This window comes from Psychrobacter coccoides, assembly GCF_017498085.1.
GTDB lineage: Bacteria > Pseudomonadota > Gammaproteobacteria > Pseudomonadales > Moraxellaceae > Psychrobacter > Psychrobacter coccoides.
The window spans coordinates 16,706-34,936 of sequence record NZ_JAGBKM010000018.1; the positions used below are offsets into that span (position 1 = coordinate 16,706).

Annotated in this window: 17 protein-coding genes; 7 read left to right on the forward strand and 10 right to left on the reverse strand. The window is 45.1% G+C overall.

The genetic code is table 11. The annotated features are described in order from the left end of the window. Positions 1-189: 189 nt before the first annotated feature. The gene (gene ahpC / locus J3492_RS09895) at positions 190-756 is read right to left on the reverse strand and encodes an alkyl hydroperoxide reductase subunit C (protein ID WP_207991889.1); all 567 of its coding nucleotides are present in this window, start codon (positions 754-756) and stop codon (positions 190-192) included. A gap of 302 nt (positions 757-1,058) precedes the next feature. Between ahpC and J3492_RS09900 the strand changes: the two genes are divergently transcribed. Continuing rightward, on the forward strand, positions 1,059-1,973 hold the full coding sequence (locus tag J3492_RS09900; protein ID WP_207991890.1) for a hydrogen peroxide-inducible genes activator: 915 nt from the start codon (positions 1,059-1,061) through the stop codon (positions 1,971-1,973). Between the two features lie 131 nt (positions 1,974-2,104). Next, positions 2,105-2,776 carry an HD domain-containing protein gene (locus J3492_RS09905; protein ID WP_207991891.1) on the forward strand — a complete coding sequence of 224 codons (672 nt, stop codon included), beginning with the start codon at positions 2,105-2,107 and terminating at the stop codon, positions 2,774-2,776. Here J3492_RS09905 and J3492_RS09910 read toward each other — a convergent pair. From J3492_RS09910 to J3492_RS09940, 7 genes are all read right to left on the reverse strand, one after another. Continuing rightward, positions 2,762-3,364, reverse strand: coding sequence for a methyltransferase domain-containing protein (locus J3492_RS09910; protein WP_207991892.1), 603 nt, complete (start codon positions 3,362-3,364; stop codon positions 2,762-2,764). The two genes, J3492_RS09905 and J3492_RS09910, sit on opposite strands and share 15 nt — an antisense overlap. Positions 3,365-3,521: 157 nt before the next feature. Further along, positions 3,522-4,172: a M48 family metallopeptidase gene (locus J3492_RS09915; protein ID WP_207991893.1), complete on the reverse strand. Its 651-nt coding sequence runs from the start codon at positions 4,170-4,172 to the stop codon at positions 3,522-3,524. Next, on the reverse strand, positions 4,172-5,566 hold the full coding sequence (locus J3492_RS09920) for a DUF1513 domain-containing protein (protein ID WP_207991894.1): 1,395 nt from the start codon (positions 5,564-5,566) through the stop codon (positions 4,172-4,174). The genes J3492_RS09915 and J3492_RS09920 overlap by 1 nt, the downstream gene beginning before the upstream one ends. Before the next feature lie 2 nt (positions 5,567-5,568). Beyond that, positions 5,569-6,708 carry an imelysin family protein gene (locus J3492_RS09925; RefSeq protein WP_207991895.1) on the reverse strand — a complete coding sequence of 380 codons (1,140 nt, stop codon included), beginning with the start codon at positions 6,706-6,708 and terminating at the stop codon, positions 5,569-5,571. Positions 6,709-6,764: 56 nt separating this feature from the next. Continuing rightward, positions 6,765-8,339 (reverse strand): di-heme oxidoreductase family protein, encoded by a 1,575-nt coding sequence (locus tag J3492_RS09930; protein ID WP_424108399.1) that lies wholly within the window; start codon positions 8,337-8,339, stop codon positions 6,765-6,767. 227 nt (positions 8,340-8,566) lie between these two features. Then, positions 8,567-10,021: an imelysin family protein gene (locus J3492_RS09935; protein ID WP_207991897.1), complete on the reverse strand. Its 1,455-nt coding sequence runs from the start codon at positions 10,019-10,021 to the stop codon at positions 8,567-8,569. A 249-nt stretch (positions 10,022-10,270) separates the two neighbouring features. Continuing rightward, complete coding sequence (locus J3492_RS09940) at positions 10,271-10,927, reverse strand: YiaD family glycine zipper/OmpA-like lipoprotein (protein ID WP_207991898.1); 657 nt, start codon at positions 10,925-10,927, stop codon at positions 10,271-10,273. A 778-nt stretch (positions 10,928-11,705) separates the two neighbouring features. Between J3492_RS09940 and J3492_RS09945 the strand changes: the two genes are divergently transcribed. The 5 genes from J3492_RS09945 (at position 11,706) to minE (ending at position 16,467) form a co-directional block, all read left to right on the forward strand. Further along, on the forward strand, positions 11,706-12,668 hold the full coding sequence (locus tag J3492_RS09945; protein ID WP_207991899.1) for an acyltransferase: 963 nt from the start codon (positions 11,706-11,708) through the stop codon (positions 12,666-12,668). A gap of 134 nt (positions 12,669-12,802) precedes the next feature. Next, positions 12,803-13,882, forward strand: a complete 1,080-nt coding sequence (locus tag J3492_RS09950) for a DUF445 domain-containing protein (protein ID WP_243453211.1) — start codon at positions 12,803-12,805, stop codon at positions 13,880-13,882. 262 nt (positions 13,883-14,144) lie between these two features. Continuing rightward, complete coding sequence (gene minC / locus J3492_RS09955; RefSeq protein WP_207991900.1) at positions 14,145-14,978, forward strand: septum site-determining protein MinC; 834 nt, start codon at positions 14,145-14,147, stop codon at positions 14,976-14,978. Between the two features lie 383 nt (positions 14,979-15,361). Beyond that, positions 15,362-16,174, forward strand: coding sequence for a septum site-determining protein MinD (gene minD / locus J3492_RS09960; protein WP_207991901.1), 813 nt, complete (start codon positions 15,362-15,364; stop codon positions 16,172-16,174). A gap of 2 nt (positions 16,175-16,176) precedes the next feature. Then, the gene (gene minE, locus J3492_RS09965; protein ID WP_207991902.1) at positions 16,177-16,467 is read left to right on the forward strand and encodes a cell division topological specificity factor MinE; all 291 of its coding nucleotides are present in this window, start codon (positions 16,177-16,179) and stop codon (positions 16,465-16,467) included. Positions 16,468-16,650: 183 nt separating this feature from the next. Here minE and J3492_RS09970 read toward each other — a convergent pair whose 3' ends face one another. Beyond that, positions 16,651-17,220: a hypothetical protein gene (locus tag J3492_RS09970; protein WP_243453212.1), complete on the reverse strand. Its 570-nt coding sequence runs from the start codon at positions 17,218-17,220 to the stop codon at positions 16,651-16,653. An 8-nt stretch (positions 17,221-17,228) separates the two neighbouring features. After that, positions 17,229-18,230, reverse strand: a complete 1,002-nt coding sequence (locus J3492_RS09975; protein WP_207991904.1) for a chemotaxis protein CheB — start codon at positions 18,228-18,230, stop codon at positions 17,229-17,231. Position 18,231: the final 1 nt, after the last annotated feature.

An 18,231-nucleotide genomic window follows, 5' to 3' on the forward strand; every position in this document is an offset into this window, starting at 1 on the left:
AGTTTGATACTTGTAATTAATCAATGCTATAAACCGCCCTTTTATGATTTAATACTAGCGCACCAAAAGGCCCCATCAATGGTTATTGATGGGGCCTTCCTGATAGTTGATAGTACTGATATTATATAGACTTCTATATAATATTGACTACACAGTACTCTAAACGTATCTAATTGATTAGACTGCTAGTTAGATTTTACCGACAAGATCAAGACTTGGCTTTAGAGTGTCGCCGCCTTGTTCCCAAGCTGCTGGGCAAACTTCACCGTCGTTTTCACGCACGTATTGGGCAGCTTTAACTTTGCGTACCATGTCTTTAGCGCTACGGCCGATACCGCCAGCGTGAATTTCAGCGACCTGAATCAGACCATCAGGATCCACTAAGAACGTACCACGCTCAGCCAGACCTGCTTCTTCAATCATGACATTGAAGCCACGAGTGATACGACCTGTTGGGTCACCGATCATTGGGAAAGTAACTTTACCAATGGCTTCTGAAGAATCATGCCATGCTTTGTGCGTGAAATGAGTGTCAGTTGATACTGAGTATACTTCTACGCCTAGGCCTTGCAGCTCTTCGTACTGAGCTGCCATGTCTTCTAGTTCTGTTGGGCAGACAAACGTGAAGTCTGCTGGATAAAACATGAAGATAGCCCATTTACCTTTGACGTCTTCTGATGTGATGGTTTTGAACTCGCCATTTACAAATGCGTCTGCTGAAAACTCTGGGATTTCCTGATTGATAATAGATGCCATTTTGGGCTCCTTTATTGTTAAGATAAATAAAAATATAAATGATTGGGATGTCTTTAAGACTAAAACGAACTTTCTATTAAGCCTTTATCTATCTGGGCTACATGACTAACTATACCCGAATCTGATGGTTAATCCAGTTAAAAGTTTTTAATGTGATGTTTTGTTTTATTAATCTTGTTAAACTATTATCTCTCGTTTTTATTATGAGTACGCTACGTGCAAGCTATCGCTTGACAGTCAGTCTATAGCTCACATAAACCCGCTCAAAACAGTGTTAAAAAAACCATTAATAAAGAGGTTTTATGATTACCTTACGTCAACTTGAATTCGCTTTAGCCGTCGCCAAACATCGTCACTTCAAACGCGCAGCAGAAGACTGCAATATCTCACAATCTGCTCTAAGCTTAGGTATTGCAGAGCTTGAAAAACAGCTTGATACACAGATTTTTGAGCGTAATAATAAACAGGTCCTGATCACTCCTATTGGTGAGGAGATTTTGACACGAGCCCAGCGGATATTTTCTGAAGTCAACGATTTGACTACCCGAGCCCACAGCCATCAGACGCCGCTGGCTTATCCGATGACGGTCGGTATTATTCCAACGATTGCGCCTTATCTGCTACCCAAAGTCTTGCCAGCATTACGAACGCAATATCCGAGCTTTCGTATGACGATTATCGAGCAGCAGACAGAGCGCCTGCTAGAACAAGTGCGCTACGGACATATCGACACTGCGATTATTGCGCTGCCTTATGCAATAGAGGGCTTACATACCTTTGAATTTTGGGCAGAGGATTTCTTTGCTGTATTTCCAAAGGACGATGTACACGCCAAGCTAGATAGCATCAGCTCTAACGAGCTAGCGACCGCCAATTTGATGCTGCTTGGAGAGGGTCATTGCCTAACGGATCAGACCTTATCCGTCTGTGAGTTTGATCGTACAGAAATGAAATCCAGCTTTTCTGACGCCAGTTTAAACACACTGATACAAATGGCGCTTGCCAATATGGGCACGACGCTGGTACCAGAAATGGCGCTGAATCAGCTGCATCTACAAAACCAAAATGCCGTCGCTGTCCCCTTGGCAGAGGCAGGTCCGCACCGTCATATCGCCTTTGTGACTCGCCTCAATTATGCCCGTGTCGATGACGTCAATCTACTCGGCGAGCTGTTTAGAAAGGCTTTTGAAGAGGCTGCTAGTACCGATAAATCCTAAATTTGAAGCGATAGTTTATCGGACGATGCCATATAGTAGACTCACTTTATAAGTGTCTATGATCGTTTTTTAACTGACTGTATAGACCTGTCATGAGCACAAGAACAGGTTGCACATAAAGTAGGTGAGGTATGAACGAGTTGCCACTAGCCGCTGCCGCTCTTGGCGAGCAGTTTGCGCTATACTTATCTGCGTTGAGCAACAATATCGAGCCTGCACAAGCCAGACTGCTCTGGCAAGATATCGCAGCTCAATATGGCGCCACTCAACGTGCTTACCATGACTTAAACCATCTGCGCCAGTTGTTTGTGCAGTTTGAACAAGTCAAGCACGACCTACATGCGCCCTCTATCATCGCTCTCGCACTCTATTACCATGATGTGATATATGAGCCCAGTCGTTCAGACAATGAGCTTAGAAGTGCTGAATATGCGTTTGCGGCATTACGCCCTTATCTCAGGCTTCCTCAATGCCAACATGTTTATGCGCTTATCATGATGACAGCGACCCATCAGCTCGGTGAACTCTCGGACCCTGATAAAGTCAGTGATACAGCTTATATGCTTGATATGGACTTGAGTATCTTAGGCACACCTTGGCACGAGTACCAACAGTACGCACAAGCGGTGCGTCAAGAGTACCATCAGGTTCCATTGGCAGATTATCGCCTCGGACGGACTCAAGTACTCACAGCTCTGCTCTCTCGTTCTAGACTGTACCTAACCGATTATTATTATCAGCGCCTAGAGATACAAGCACGGGACAATATCAAACGTGAAATAAGCCTGCTACTTAACTTGTAGCTTCAGAAACAGCTCACTTCCCTGCCTAGCGGGATGGGAGTTCGTACTGGTTTCCATGATATCGATATCAAAATAAGGCGCAAAAAGCTTTAAATATTCTGCTTTTGAGCCACCAAAAGGGATGCCATCACCGCCAAAGTCCTTATCAAACAACAAACCTATCAGCTTGCCCTGAGGCTTGAGTAGCGCTGCCATCTTCTGCACATACTCATCACGGCGTGAGGGGGTTATCGCACAAAAAAACGTCTGCTCAAGTATCCAGTCAAACTGATACGTTTCAGGCGATAACTCAAAGAAATCAGCGCAGACTAGATGCTCAGACGGAAAATCTGGATAGCGCTCAGAAAAATCTTCAATCGGTGCAGGAGCAAAGTCAACCAAAATGACATTGGTAAACCCTTGTTCGTGCAAATACCCCACTTCGTAAGCATTGCCTGCACCTGGCACCAATATCCTTTGATTTTTTGCTGACTGTGGCAATTGATCAATATAAGCTTTAAGTGGTGGTGAGACCTGCCCCATATCCCACTGTATACTACCCGACTCGTAACGCTGCTGCCAGAACTCAGCTTGATTGACACTATCCATATGCTGTTTCTCCCTATTATTTGCTCACTGTATGTTTGATTGTTTTTAAACAATACATTTCGTCCCATTATGACTTATCATAACAGCTTATACAGGTTGTTTACCTATATTATTGCAGCGTTAACTCTTATTGGTAGGCAAGCCAATATCGTTAACCCTAAATAAAACTGGCACCTTCTGTGTCATGTGCTGCCAACATATCATGCCAATATCGATAGTCCGGCATTGCAGCAGCTACCGTTTGCCAAAACGCAGGGCTATGATTGGCGTGATGCAAATGGCACAGCTCATGGACGACCACGTATTCGGTACACTCAATCGGATAGGCCGGCAGATAAACCGATAGCCAAATTCGCTTTGCGTGAGTATTACAGCTGCCCCAGCGGGTGTGCATCTTTTTAATACGGGTCTCATGAGCTTGAGCACCGACAACGGGCTGCCACTTGTCAAATAAGGACGCCATAATATCGCCAAGCTGTTGGCGATAGTAAGCTATCTTTTCATCATGACTTAAGACGAGAGATTGCGGCACACCCCATAGCAAGACAGGGCGAGCACTAGATAAAGATGAAGCCATTTTATGCTGATGTTGCGCCAATACTTGCGCATGGTGGCTGATCGCCCAAGGTACACGCTTAGCGACAGCCTGGGCAGTTTGGGCGGTACTCATAAACATGGGTACGGATACCCTCAGTGTGTATGGCAAGAGACGGAAATTAACGTTTTTGACTCGCTTTTTTGTCACCTGTAGCTCAATACCTGCCGCTGCTAACTGCTGATTTATACTTTGTAGTAGCGCTGTACTCATCAGCAAACCGCCTGCAGATGATTATCAAAAGACATTTTGTGCCCTTTGCTATGTTTGATAAGGTGCTGAGCGGTTTTGCTGTGAGCCACTTTTCTTGGGCTGGCTGATGCGCTGGACAGCGCTAGTGTCGTCAATTGACCTTGCCCATCGCTGACGATAAAGCCTGCCTGTTTATCATTGGCTAAGGGTAGCACTGATGCCCCAGCGCAATCTGGCAAATTAACAGCATCAACCAATGCTCGAGTATTTAAGTCGTAAATCGCCGCACAGCCGCCAATTGGTGTGGTCACGCACAATAAGTTATGTGTGCTATCCACTGCCACACTGGCAATATACTGATGAAAGCGCTGCCACTGGTCATTAGGCATAATAAGCGGTTTAAGGTCAGTATCACCGCGCTGGTGCGTCAGCACTAATGGCACATTGAGATGGCGCTCGCCTTGAAACTGAACCCCTATCATCACGGTGCCATCATCATGTATGGCGAGATGACGGATACTCATCTGATTATGTTGTGGGGTGATTTGCTCAAGCAGTGTGCCATCATAACGATTTAAGTAAGTCAATGAGGGACGCATACTATCAAGATTAAGCTCCTCGCGTGATGCCTGCTCGGTTTTAATACCACCATTAGCTATCACTAGCGCCTCCCCATCAGGATGCATAATCAGCTCGTGGGGACCGATACCGCGTGCCTCGAACTCGCTTACCTTTTTGTAAGCATCATGAGCATCATACACACCAATTTTGCCCTCTAAACTCACCGTATCATTTTCAGTCACGTAAAGCAGCTTACCATCTAAGCTATAGCAAGCATGACCATAAAAATGACGCTGAGCTGCCGCTTGTATAGCGAGCTTGACCTGTCCTGTCGCCGCATCCAATACCCAAAACCGCTCGCTGGGACGACGACCCATGACCACCACATCACGGTTATGCTTATGAATATGACACTCCTCTTTGGGTATTACGGCAGGCTGCACGACGATATCATGAACACGCTCAGGCATAGTAGTCTGCCAGACAAGCTCTCTATCGGCGTCAATACCGACCACACCAAAGTCGTTTTCGGGCGGTGTCTCATCATTAGGGGTAGCAATACTGTTTTTTGGCATAGAGGCGACGCCACTTACCCAGCACACTGGGCGTGCCAACATGGTAGTGGTATGCAAGGCGCTCAAATCTGGCGTCTCTTCTGCTTGCTGATAAGCGTGCCGCCACGTCTGCCATCGAGCATAGGCGCCCGTCATATAATCTTGCCAACGGGCATTGGGCTGGTGCTGCTTACGATAACGATGATGAATGGCGATTAATGCTGCCGTACCAATCAGCGTACCAGAGAGCGTTTCCATGGCTGTTTTTAAAGCAGGCAGTTTTGTGGTCCTTTGTGTCATTATCAGTCGCCATCGGTACTATTGAAGCCCACACGAATACCAAGTGCTGGGATCAATTGGCGCTTAATAATACGAGTCATGGTGGTCAGATGATCGTATAACTCCTGCTGAGCAGCGCTATCAGCATCAGCGATATCTTCAGGCATTTGCGCCAGTAGGCCTGTGGTTTGGGCGAGTATGGTAGATAAGCTATTCCCGACTTCACTATTATCACTATCCGTTAATATCTTGGTTAGTATGGGATCGGTCAGCGTTTGATTAAGGACGGCCAGTTTGGCATTGATGATGGCACGGCTCTGACCAGCAGTCGCAGCTGGCAGATGACCTTTGGCTTTACCTGTGAGGCCCAAAGGCTGATCAATGGCGCTAGATTTCATAGTCTCAACCAATGACAGCAACGAATTAAACCATTGGTTCAAGCCTTGATCACTCTCTGCTGTCTGGTCAATTGCCAACAGCGTCGTCGCATTTTGTTGCCAACTGCTTTCGATATCTTGTAGGCGTGTGCTCAACGCACCACTTGCGCTGATCACATAAGCACATTGACCTGCATCTAGGCGGTCATTGGCGTACAGTGCTTCTTCTAATCCTGGTACACCTTGGACAATAGCACTTTCGTTTGCCAGCTGTGCGGCGGTGAGGTTTGGATTGGTGGCGATCAGATCAGCGACACCATCATGCACCAGTCCTCGCTCATCTGGATAGTAATTGATGTACAGATTGCTCATACTGGCGGTGGCAGGGCCGAAGTTAATTGCCTCAGCACGTGCCCATGCTTGTGCCAGCATCAGCCATTGGTCTCGCAGCGCTTGTAGCTCCTGGCCGCTTACTGGCGCTTGCTGACAATGCTTCTTTGCCAACTCATGTAACAGGCTACTCTGCTTCGCTGCATCAGCATACGCTGGAATGACGATATCATCAGCAACATGTGTCAGGTAGGATGTTTGGGTATCGGCGCTGATGTCAACTGCGACAATGTCAGCTGCACTATCCTTTATAGTGTCGACAGACTCTATACTTGAGGCAACTTCTTGGTTGTCTGTCTCTACTGCTTTATTTTCTTCGGCAGGTTTGACGCAGCTGATCAGTAAGCCTGCGCTGAGCGCTGATAGCGCCATGGCTAAAGCATGGTTTATTTTCATAGTTTTCTCGTGTGTTTTGCGCAGGCATTTGCATTCTGCGCAACGTTATTTCAGTGTTATAGCGATTGCAAAAAGGCAGTTAACTCAGCACGCCCTTGTTTGTCTAGCTGTAGTACATTTTGCTTTTGTTTTTCGGCTTCCCCGCCGTGCCAGAGCACTGCTTCCATCAGGGTGCGAGCACGACCATCATGCAAGAATGTCGCTTGCGGATCAACCGTTTGCGCCAGGCCAATACCCCACAGGGCCGGTGTTCGCCATTCATACGAGTTGGCCAAAAACTCGACTTGTAAATCTTTTGATGGCAGTTTGCCTGCAATCGTCCGATCAGCAAGATCATCACCCATATCATGGAGTAGTAGATCAGTATAAGGATAAATCACTTGTCCATGCTGCTCAAGGTGATCATCAGGGGTTTTTGGCAACTGATATCTTGGCGTATGACAGCTGTGACAGCCCATATCATAAAAGCGTTTTTTGCCCGCTAAGACCAGCGCATCATCAGCATTACGACGGTGTGGCACAGCCAAGTTACGTGTATAAAACTCCACAAACCTCGCCACCTCGTCATTGACTTCAACAGGCGGCTTACCATTACCTTGCTCGTCAGCGCCAGTAGGGGCATTTAAACAAGCCGTCTGTGCAGGCATGCAGGACTCATGAGGGCGGATGTTTGAGGTTAGCCCCATATCTTCATTAAAGGCACTTTGGTTTTGAGTCAACAGCTTGGTTTGCCCAGCTTTCCAGCCAAAGCGTCCTAGAGCAACCTTACCCGTTTGTGGGTCCATAGCAAGATTAAACTTGCCATAAATGCCATCACCATCTTGATCCATACTATCGGCTTGTTTTTTGATGTCATCGTCAGGTATTTGCTCTAGCAAGCCAAGTCCTATCATCGGTAGTGCCACGCGTGGCGAGACCATCAGCGTTTCATCAAAGTCACCATAACCCAGATTGGTTAAGTGAAAAGTTGGCGCTCGCAAGGTTTCGACATGACCATCAGTAAAGGTGACGGGTTTGTCTGTCCATTGCACACTAATACGCGCTTCAGCGGGTACGCCTTGAATACCACGGTCCTGTAACTGGCCACCATAGACAGGATGGACAACTTTTTCGATCAACGAATTTTTTAATTGTTCTCGCTCTTTATCTGTGGTCGCCGGCATCGCCAGTCGAATCAGCAAGCTATCAGCATCATCGTCGCTAGTCATAGGCGCATGACCACGACCATCTTTGATGTGACAGGACTGACAAGCAGCGACATTGAATAGCGCCCCAAGACCGTCACGGCTATCGGTACTGGCAGGCGCCACCACCCACGGCTGCTTAAAAAATGCATTGCCGATGAAAAAGTCGCCTTTACGAGAGGCCGTTAGGTTAGACGAAGGCTTGGAGTAACTTTCACTACTGGTGATGCTAATGCCAGTATCCCCACCTTGCTTAATCTCTTGTGGATCAAAAGTTGCCAGCTGTGTCATCGGCACGCCGGCCAGCGCTTCAATCGTCTCGACCCGTTTGGGCGCTACTGCTTGAGTGGCTTCTTCATGGTTTGTTACTCCATTAGACGCCTTGTCAGTAGGCTGACAAGCACTGAGAGCCACTGTACTGATAAGCATTAAAGTAAGTTTGTACATGCTATTTTTTGAGGATAAAACAGAGAAAAATACGGCAGAAGGCTTGGCAGGAGTAAAGCTCATAGAGGTTGCCTTTGTTTGCAAGTGAAGCCAATAAAACCATTACAGTCATGTGACTGTGGTTCAAGCTTCCAACAGACCTTGTTTTTGTAAAGTACGCTGCCAACCCTTGTTAGCAACGTATGCATAGCGTCTGATTGATGCTTTAGCAGCAGATATAGACCAGCTTAAAACTGCGAGCCAGCATCTGCATCTAGATTATCAATACCTACTGCTTTTGCAGCATTTTCGATACCATCTGTCAGCTGCTGTAAGCTGGTAATACCTGCCTCAATCCAACCACGGCGCTTGTTTTGTTCTTCAGCTGAGATGCCTTCTTTACTCGCTTGGCCGACGGTTGCTATCATTTGATCGACCTTAATCCCGTCTTTCTCGCCTTTTTCGACGATAACATTAAAGGCATCTTCTACCTGTTTAAAGTCAGCAGCAAGCTTATCTGCCGCTTCTGTGTGACCATTGTCGATCAAATACTGTTTAATACCATAACCGCCGATGGTATCACCAGCAACTGTCTTATAGCTGCCATTAAAGACATTTTGGATGCCACGCGCATTATTGGCATAACTCAAATGAGTCAGATCACTAAAGCACTCATGCTCATCTTCGGTAGATCCTGTAACAAAGGCCACCTGCATGCGCTCCGAAGCAAGCTCTCCTAGCGCAAGACTACCCATCTGATACATAATCTGACGCAGGGCATTGTCATCTTTACGCGCCATTAAATCGCTACGAAGGGTGTTTTCACTTTCAGGTTGCCACTGAGCTTCCATTGCTGTTAAGTCGTCCACTAGTAACTGAGCGGCAGCCTTCAAATACTCACCACGGCGCTCACAAACAGCAGCATCTTCATTGACCGTATCACCGCTAGTGCATTGTCCTGCTTCGCTCATATAATCAGTCACAGGACGATTTCCTGCGCCCTCGCCCACGCCATTGGTATCTTGACCCCATAGCATAAACTCAATCGCATGATAGCCAGTCGTCACATTCGCCTCACTCCCACCGATCTCATTCATGTCTGCAAGCAGCTCAGGCGTGATCTCGCTGGTGTCTTGCTTAACACTACCGACAGTGATGCTATCGCTATTGATGATATTGTCTTGGCTATTGTACTCGCCTTGATAGCTGTCACTGACATAGTCGATTAAAGCCTCATCGAGTGGCCATGCATTCACCTGACCTTCCCAACCATCGACACTGCCGATTGCGCGCTTTTCATTAGCGGTAACAAACCCTTCATCGAAACGAAATACTTCAGTTTGTGAGTACGGTTGACGAGCCGTCTTATAAGCCGCTTGCGCTGCCTCTAAACTGGCTGGTGTTGGCGACTCTACATAGGCCTCTACCGCTGCTTGTAGGGCTTTGGCGGTTTCAAGCGAATCCTTGTAAACGGCATGAGCCATATCAGCATAACTAATGACCAGTCTATCGATGTGAGCCTGCTCGGTCGCGGACACTTCATTTTTATCCGCTGATGGGGTGCTTTGTATCTCTGCCTGTGTACTGGTGTCAACATTCTCTTCACTTTGTTTGGTGCAGCCTGACACCATCAATAGTCCTGCTAAAGCAGCAGCTAAAGTAGTGGGTAAACATTTACGGCTCGTCACGGTAGTCATCGTCATACACATCCTCAAAAGATATCGCAAAATTATTATCAATGCCTTATAAATGTCATGAACAGAGGCTACAAATTGTCTAAATAGCTGATCTCATTACACTCATGGCACAACTTAAAACACTCACAAATTATAGAGTTATTGATAATCATTATCAATGATTAATTTATAATTATATAAATGCGTTTAATAAAAAAAGAGCCGACAAGACGTCAGCTCTTTTATAAATAATTTTAAGATAAATCAGGCTAAAAATTAGTTCACGCTCTGTGGTGAATTAATGGTTAACTCGACGCGGCGGTTTTGTTGACGGCCATAGTCAGTACTGTTGTCAGCAACTGGGCGTGACTCACCATAAGCAACGACGTTGATACGGTTTGAAGACACACCACGTGCGCTTAAGTAGTTGGCGACTGAATAAGCACGATCACGTGACAGACGCATGTTATAAGCTTCTGCACCTCGGCTGTCCGTATGACCTGCGATATTGACAGTTGTTTGATTATACTGGCTCATCGTTGAAGCAAGCTTATCAAGCGTGGGCTTGAATGAAGAACTTAGTGTAGCGTCATCAAAGGCAAAAGTAATGTTACCTGGCATCACAAGATCGATGTTACCAGTGGTTGGGTTCTGCTCAACCGTCACCCCTGTACCTGCCATTTGCTGCTCAAGCTGTCTTGCTTGACGCTCCATGTAATAACCAACACCAGTGCCTAATGCAGCACCAATCAAGGCATCACGGCCCGTCTTATCGCCACCTGTTGCTTTAGAAATCGTCGCACCACCTGCTGCACCTGCTAGACCACCGATGGCTGCTTTATTTAAGCGTTGCTGCCCAGTGTTTGGGTCTGTCACACAACCAGTAAGGGCTAGGCCTGAAGCGACTGCGGCAATCATTAATTTATTACGCATAATTAAATCCTCTTAAGTTATCAGTTAATTCTACAAATTCTAATTTATTTTACTTTAATTTTTAAATACCAAACGTGCCATTTATATCAACGAGTGTATAAACAAAACTGTTGTATAAAATAGTCACTAAGTGCAAAGCACACCTGTCTTATTATGCCAATACCCTTCTATCTATATGTAATATTTTGTCACACCTATGTATGGAAACTGCACAAGGCTTACTCAGTACATGATGCTTAATAGCGATAAATATCTAACATACAGTTGATCTACTTTAAAACCGATACAGTGCTGTTGGGATGAGTTTTGCAGTTTCTGTGTAAACAGTACGCAAAAAAAGACTATTCAAATAGTACGACTCTAGAACCGTATCAATTCTATTTCGACTTGACATCATAAAGCAAGTATACGTCACTTAGCATGCCTGAATGAGCGCATCCTGACAACATTTAATCCCATTATTTACATCCAAGGCTATTAGGGCGTGTCTTCATTTTGAAAATGGTCATAAAAATGGGATAAATTGAAGACACGCCCTAAGCTTAATTAAAGCGCTGAATGACAAAACGATGGTGTAAAACATCAAACCGACAAATATAGCGGGTGTTGTTATTTGCTATCATCAGTCACGTTAACAGTCGTACACTGTGATTGTTTTCTGCTAAAATTAGTCGTTGCTGACATTACCATGATTAAAACGAAGCTCGTTTGTGATTTATAAATTGAATGACTTATCAATTGAACATCGACTAAAAATAAATATCCAAAAGGACTTAACATGCGACTGAGCGCTACCATTGAAAAGCTGCATGAACGTGCGCCTAAACTTGGCAAAGCTGTTTCTCTTATGACCGCTACTGGTGTGATCGCTGGTAATAGCATAGGCGGCAGTATCCCGATCTGGCTCATGGGGACGGCCAAAATGATCACAGGATCAGATATCGCTGATAAGACAGTGATCAAAATTGCCAATCACTGGATCAAGAGCAACAATGCGGTTATCAATTATATCTTACCGAAAAAAGACTGGCGTATTGACTTGCCCGACGATGTCCATATGGATGGCAAGTATTTATTGGTGAGCAACCATCAATCATGGGTGGATACCAGTATCGTACAATATATCAGCGAAAACCGGTTACCACTGACCCGTTTTTTTACCAAATTTGAGCTGATTTATATCCCTGTAGTTGGGCAAACCTTTTATTTTTTAGACTTTCCAATGATGCGTAGGCACTCCAAAGAAGCGCTTGCCAAAAATCCTGAGCTCAAAGGCAAGGATTTACTAGAGGCTCAACGTGCCTGCGCTTTGTTAAAAGACAAGCCTTTTACGCTACTCAACTACTTAGAAGGTACCCGCTTCACCAAAGCCAAACATGATAAACAGAACTCCCCCTATACTCATCTGCTCAAACCACGGGCCGGTGGCCTTTCATTGGCGATCAACGCTTTGGGTGAAGATATTGATGGTATTTTAGATATGACTATCGTGTACCCTGATGGTATACCAAACTATAGTGACTTATGGAAAGGTAACATCAAGCGTCTGGGAGTAAATGTACGACATATTGAGATGCCAGATGCGCTATTTACTGCCATCCAAAACGGTGGCTATCAAGATGACGACGCCATCAAAAAACAAATGTTTGATTGGATCGATAATATATGGCAACAAAAAGATGCGCTTATCGATGATATGTTGGCTGACTTTGACAATAAACCACAGGTCTCAAAAGCTTAGCCATTTATCTTTGATCTAACTGGCTTTTACCCAACTGGCTTTGCTTTATAATAGCGGGATAACCCTGCTATGTTATGCAAACCGCTACGCTACAAGCGATAATGATCACATACCTACTGACATAAGGGATGACTGTGTCTGCCTCTACTGCTTCCGACCCTGCTATAAAACAAAAACCACTCTCCAGCGTCTCTACAGGCTCGCAGCATCCGAAACGCCCAACGCCCAACCGTAAAAAGCTGATTTATGATATTTTGATGTTGATCGTTATCAGTATTGATTTACTGCTCATCGGGCTTGATGCCATCTTGATGAGTAATTTTAGTAGTGAAGTTGCCAACTGGCTGGCATTGAGTGACGGGCTGAACTGGTATAAAAGTGTTTTGCATGATCCATTGCGCACTGCTGGTGGGTTTTTTACTCTGTTCTTGATTACCGAGCTGCTGATACGCTGGGCAATCGCCATTAAAGAGCGGGTATACTACCGTTGGTTTTTCTTTCCCTTTGTCCATTGGTATGAGGTGCTTGGCTGCTTCCCACAGCTGCGAGCATTACGTCTGTTTCGCGCTGTCATCATCGGTCGACGTTTGTATCAGCTCGGCTATCAAGTGCTACCACAGCCTTGGCTTAACCGTATCAAGTTCTACATCGACTTATTGTTAGAAGAGCTATCTGACCGAGTGATACTAACCACCATTGCCAATTATCGACAGCAATTAACAGATCCTAAGATGCAAAAGTCGCTGATAGAGTCAACGATTACTCGCAACCGTGATGAGATTGAAGCAGTGATACTATCGTTGCTACGTAAAGAGCTGATACCGCAATTACAAAGACTAAATGATCAAAGTGCAGAAGGTAACCTGTTGGCGAATGAGGTCGGCAAGGCCATTCAAGACGGTCTGGCAAACACCCCAGAACTACGTCGCTACCTGAGGCTGATTCCCATTGCTGGCAGCCTAATCGAGTCTGAACTGCAGCAGATCGGACAGAGTATTGGCGAGAATTCTATTATTTCTCTTAATGAGCGCTTATTAGATACAGAGATTCTTGATAAACTCATGCAAGCGATCGCCCATGGAGTGACGAATATCGATACTTCAGATACGCTGCTTGAAGCCTTGATCGCCACTATCATCTCTGATAGCTTGTCGGAGCTTGAAGAGCAGGTCAAAGTACAGCAGTGGAAGCATCGCGAGATGTTGCCTTTATAAACAGGCTTAAGTATAGATATCATAAACATACTTGAGCGTTTTTTGGCGATATTTATGTTGCTCAGGGGTTGTTAAACTTTGGCATCTCTTAGTACACTGCATAATAACCGCCAAGTCTTGATGACTAACTGACGGATAACGACATGACAAATGATAAGTGACTGATGATAAAGTGCTCGGTGACATACCTATAATAATAACTGCGCCATGATTACAGCAATATAGGTATCTTCCAGATAGGTATCTTTTAAGGATTTATATTATGACGACCTCGGATACAAACAGCCAAGTAACGGCCAATCAGCCTGCGATAAGCTTCTACGGCAAGATGCTGACATTTTCGCGCCTGCAGCTACATACAGATGACCCAGCAGCAATCGAAGAGCACTTAGCCGGTTTGGTTAGTAACAAAAACAGCAATATTCCAGTCGTTATCGACAGTAGCGTTGAGCAAGACTTATCCGCTTTAGTAGATCTGCTTTGGTCGTGGGGATTGCAGCCTATCGGTGTGGTCACAGGCTTGCTTGATGAACAAGCCCGCCTACAAAGGCTGGCCATTTTTCCAAGTGATGGCAAACGTATCGAACGTATATTGCCAACGAAAAAACCAAAAACTGAAATCAATCAAACCACTGAGCCCAAAACCTCACAAGACTCGACGACAAACAGTGAACAAAATACTTCCTTGTCAGAGGCCGACACCCCTTCCAAGCCTGCAGCAGCCTTGTCTACTGATACAGTAGAGAGTGCAGATCATATAACCAGTTTGATCTATGATCAAATGCTACGCTCTGGACAAAGCATTAATCATGTTGGTGGTGATCTCATCTTGACCAATAGTGTCAATAGTGGCGCTGAAGCAATCACAGACAATAGCCTTCATGTCTATGGTCGAGCTCAGGGCAGACTGGTAGCAGGCGCTACAGGTGACAAAGACGCCCGTATTTTTTGCCAAGTTTTTAACCCTTCCCTAGTCTCTGTCGCTGGCACCTACTGCTTACGAGATAACCTACCTGAGGAAACCATTGATAAGCCGGTACAGGTGCGTTTCGTTGAGGGCCAAGGGTTGGTGTTTACCGTAATGGATAATCTATAATCGCACTGGTTAATCTGCCTGTTTTCTGTTTTAATATTCAGGAAAGTTAATTTAACAAAAAAACGCTACGATAAATTTGTAACTCAGCCACTATTGATGATAACAATCGTATATAAGCAGTGGCTTACAATGTGTCAGTACTTATTCAGCAAGATACGACCCTGTCACAATAACCCTGCTATAAATTGTGATTTATTTATGCTAGGCTTACGCTCGCAGATAGTAGTCGTAGCGTAACGGTGCGGTTTAGTTATAAGCATTTATTTAAAGAACTGAGTGGCCCTGTTTTCGAGGCTACAACAGACAGTGATAACACGCATACATATGTTATCAAACGATTTTTATCTATCAGATATTCCAATGAACTATAGGAGTGTGCCATTGTGGCGAAGATTGTTGTAATCACTTCAGGTAAAGGCGGTGTGGGTAAAACCACAACAAGCGCGTCTTTTGCCGCCGGCTTAGCATTACGTGGCTATAAAACCGTTGTTATCGATTTTGATGTCGGCTTACGTAATCTAGACTTGATTATGGGCTGTGAAAATCGCATTGTGTACGACTTTGTTGACGTGATTAACGGCAATGCTCGTTTGTCACAAGCACTAGTAAAAGACAAGCAGCTAGAGAATTTATATATTTTACCTGCCAGTCAGACCCGTGACAAAGATGCATTGACAGATGAAGGGGTTAGCGAGGTTATGGATGAGCTGTCAAAGCAGTTTGACTATATCATCTGTGACTCGCCTGCCGGTATTGAGCGTGGTGCACAGCTAGCGATGTATCATGCTGATGAAGCCATCATCGTCACCAACCCTGAAATCTCTTCAGTACGTGACTCTGATCGCATCATTGGTATCTTGCAGAGCCGCACCAAAAAAGCGGAAGAAGGCCAAGGGGCGGTTCGAGAGCATCTAGTGGTCACCCGTTACAATGCCGAACGTGCCGCAGCCAACGAGATGATGGATATTGATACCATTTCTAATGATATCCTCAAGGTGCCTTTATTGGGTGTCATTCCTGAAAGTGACGCTGTACTTGAAGCGTCTAACCATGGTGAGCCAGTCATTCACTATTCTGACTCGGTTGCTGGCCAATGCTATGACGATATGGTTGCTCGCTTCTTAGGAGAAGAGCGTCCGCTACGTCATCTTGATGTCAAGAAAAAGAGTCTACTACAGCGTTGGTTTGGGGGTTAATGATGAGTAAGAAAAAAGGATTCTGGAGCAGCCTATTTGGCACTGACGACAAAAACAGCGCCGGTAGTGCCAATATGGCCACTGAGCGCTTAAAGGTTATCGTTGCCAGCGAAAATAGGTTAAATAACCGCCTAACGACTGACCGTATTGAAAAGATGAAACGTGAGATATTAGAAGTCGTTAATAAATACGTAAACGGTGTACAAATGGATGATGTAAATATCAATCATCGCTCTGAAGACAGCCTGGATGTATTAGAGATGAACATCAGCCTGCCTGAACATAAGAAGTAGCTTTACCAAAAACTAAAGTCAGGTTCATGCTCTATGATCTAGACCACTGATATGTATAACTGATAGAGGTCTGTATTTTATAGAGAAGCGCTAAGCGGAATGCTTGGCGTTTTTTATATCAAATCTAAAGTGTAACTGAACACCTTTATAGCGCCATATCACTCTCAGCGCTGTTGTGTGTTGTCAGCTATCTAAATCGACCAACTGGTGGGCAATTTTGTCTAAGTCTGGCACCAAGTAATGTACATTATCAATCATAACTGTCTGAAACATATAAGAAGTCACGACATTTTCTCTAAAGCGGTTTGCTGTCACTTCTAGCTCAGTGTCATTGAAGCCATCACTAGCAGATTGTTGATGCTGCGACCCTTCTTCACTGCTGTGGATAGCAGCGCTATTACTCTGGGCCTGTTGCCGGTACACGTCAGGCAGTTCAGCGTCTTCAACATCTGAGATACGCACCTGCATTTGCCGTATCTCACCTGCCGTCTGTAGAGCCAATCGGTGAGCTACCGTATTGCCTTCTAATACGATGATTGTATCAACCTGCTGATCATCTGGAACCAAGTGAAACACAGCGACTTCCTGCTGCTGCCACAAGTAGGTCAAAATATGCTCATCATAGGCATCGACACTTAATATCAAGCTGCTAGGAATGATCCAATCGGGCTGATTTAGCGCGGGTATAACAGTCACTTCAAGCATACCTTTACTGGTTGTCAATAAACTGACAGCTTCAAATGAATGCTTCATGATTTGCTTCATAAATCGATCACCGTAGATAAAGAAGGGGTTGCCACTCTCTCACCGATATACTCGGTAAGCTTTTGGGCCAGTGCTTTGGGACTGCCAACAAACTGACAGTATCCTGAATCAATAATAGCCTGTGGTTGATTGGGGTACTTACTCAGACTCGGATCTTGTGCCCAGATCTGACTATTGTTATCTTGAATGGCGTCTAAGTGCTGGACACCATCATTACCCATACCAGAAAAAACAATACTTATGAGCTCACTACCATAGACGTCACTGGTGTTTTTGAGTAGCTGACCGATCGAGGGTTGGTACTCTTCTGGCCACTTTTGCTCTGTCAAGATCACTCTACCATGAGAGTCACAGACAATCTGTCGATCAATAGGTGCTATCAGGCAATACCCAGAGCGCAGTCTCTGACTCATAGAGATCACTTGATATTGCCAATCATTATGATGATTTAATATACGTGGTAAGGTCTCGATCATATCTTGATTGAAGTGCTGTGCCAACAAAATACAAATCGGCAATGAGGGCGACAAATTATCCAAAAAGGCTTTGATCGCACTAGGACCGCCTGCTGATGAGCCTAAAAAAACCACAAACTTCCACGGAGGCGTTGACCCATCATAAGTGCTGTTTTGCAGCAGGGCAGGTTTATTAAGTAGCTGAGCCAGCTTGCGCTTTAGCTTACGCTGCCATTGGGCATAACGATACACTTCATTAAGATGTGGTGCTGGGCTAAACCCAACTAGAACCACACTTGAGTTAGAGGCCTTAATTGCCATAGCAATCGTGTCATCATACTCACTATCAATCAACCAAATATCAACTTGGACCTGATAAGGTTGAGGTTTATCTTGCAGTTGCTGACGCGACAAGCAATCAACCAGCACCAAATCGCAACTGCGTACCGTGTCACTGAATGCCAGCCTTTGATGCTGATTTTCTGCTATCACTAGTACTCTAATAGCGCTGCTCTCCTTAGTGCCTAGATGTGAGGTGACCATA

Excerpts from the sequence above, each read along its gene's own strand:
- ahpC (WP_207991889.1), bottom strand. The coding sequence starts at position 756 with ATGGCATCTATTATCAATCAGGAAATCCCAGAGTTTTCAGCAGACGCA.
- J3492_RS09900 (WP_207991890.1), top strand. The coding sequence starts at position 1,059 with ATGATTACCTTACGTCAACTTGAATTCGCTTTAGCCGTCGCCAAACAT.
- J3492_RS09905 (WP_207991891.1), top strand. The coding sequence starts at position 2,105 with ATGAACGAGTTGCCACTAGCCGCTGCCGCTCTTGGCGAGCAGTTTGCG.
- J3492_RS09910 (WP_207991892.1), bottom strand. The coding sequence starts at position 3,364 with ATGGATAGTGTCAATCAAGCTGAGTTCTGGCAGCAGCGTTACGAGTCG.
- J3492_RS09915 (WP_207991893.1), bottom strand. The coding sequence starts at position 4,172 with ATGAGTACAGCGCTACTACAAAGTATAAATCAGCAGTTAGCAGCGGCA.
- J3492_RS09920 (WP_207991894.1), bottom strand. The coding sequence starts at position 5,566 with ATGACACAAAGGACCACAAAACTGCCTGCTTTAAAAACAGCCATGGAA.
- J3492_RS09925 (WP_207991895.1), bottom strand. The coding sequence starts at position 6,708 with ATGAAAATAAACCATGCTTTAGCCATGGCGCTATCAGCGCTCAGCGCA.
- J3492_RS09930 (WP_424108399.1), bottom strand. The coding sequence starts at position 8,339 with ATGTACAAACTTACTTTAATGCTTATCAGTACAGTGGCTCTCAGTGCT.
- J3492_RS09935 (WP_207991897.1), bottom strand. The coding sequence starts at position 10,021 with ATGACGATGACTACCGTGACGAGCCGTAAATGTTTACCCACTACTTTA.
- J3492_RS09940 (WP_207991898.1), bottom strand. The coding sequence starts at position 10,927 with ATGCGTAATAAATTAATGATTGCCGCAGTCGCTTCAGGCCTAGCCCTT.
- J3492_RS09945 (WP_207991899.1), top strand. The coding sequence starts at position 11,706 with ATGCGACTGAGCGCTACCATTGAAAAGCTGCATGAACGTGCGCCTAAA.
- minC (WP_207991900.1), top strand. The coding sequence starts at position 14,145 with ATGACGACCTCGGATACAAACAGCCAAGTAACGGCCAATCAGCCTGCG.
- minE (WP_207991902.1), top strand. The coding sequence starts at position 16,177 with ATGAGTAAGAAAAAAGGATTCTGGAGCAGCCTATTTGGCACTGACGAC.
- J3492_RS09970 (WP_243453212.1), bottom strand. The coding sequence starts at position 17,220 with ATGAAGCATTCATTTGAAGCTGTCAGTTTATTGACAACCAGTAAAGGT.
- J3492_RS09975 (WP_207991904.1), bottom strand. The coding sequence starts at position 18,230 with ATGGTCACCTCACATCTAGGCACTAAGGAGAGCAGCGCTATTAGAGTA.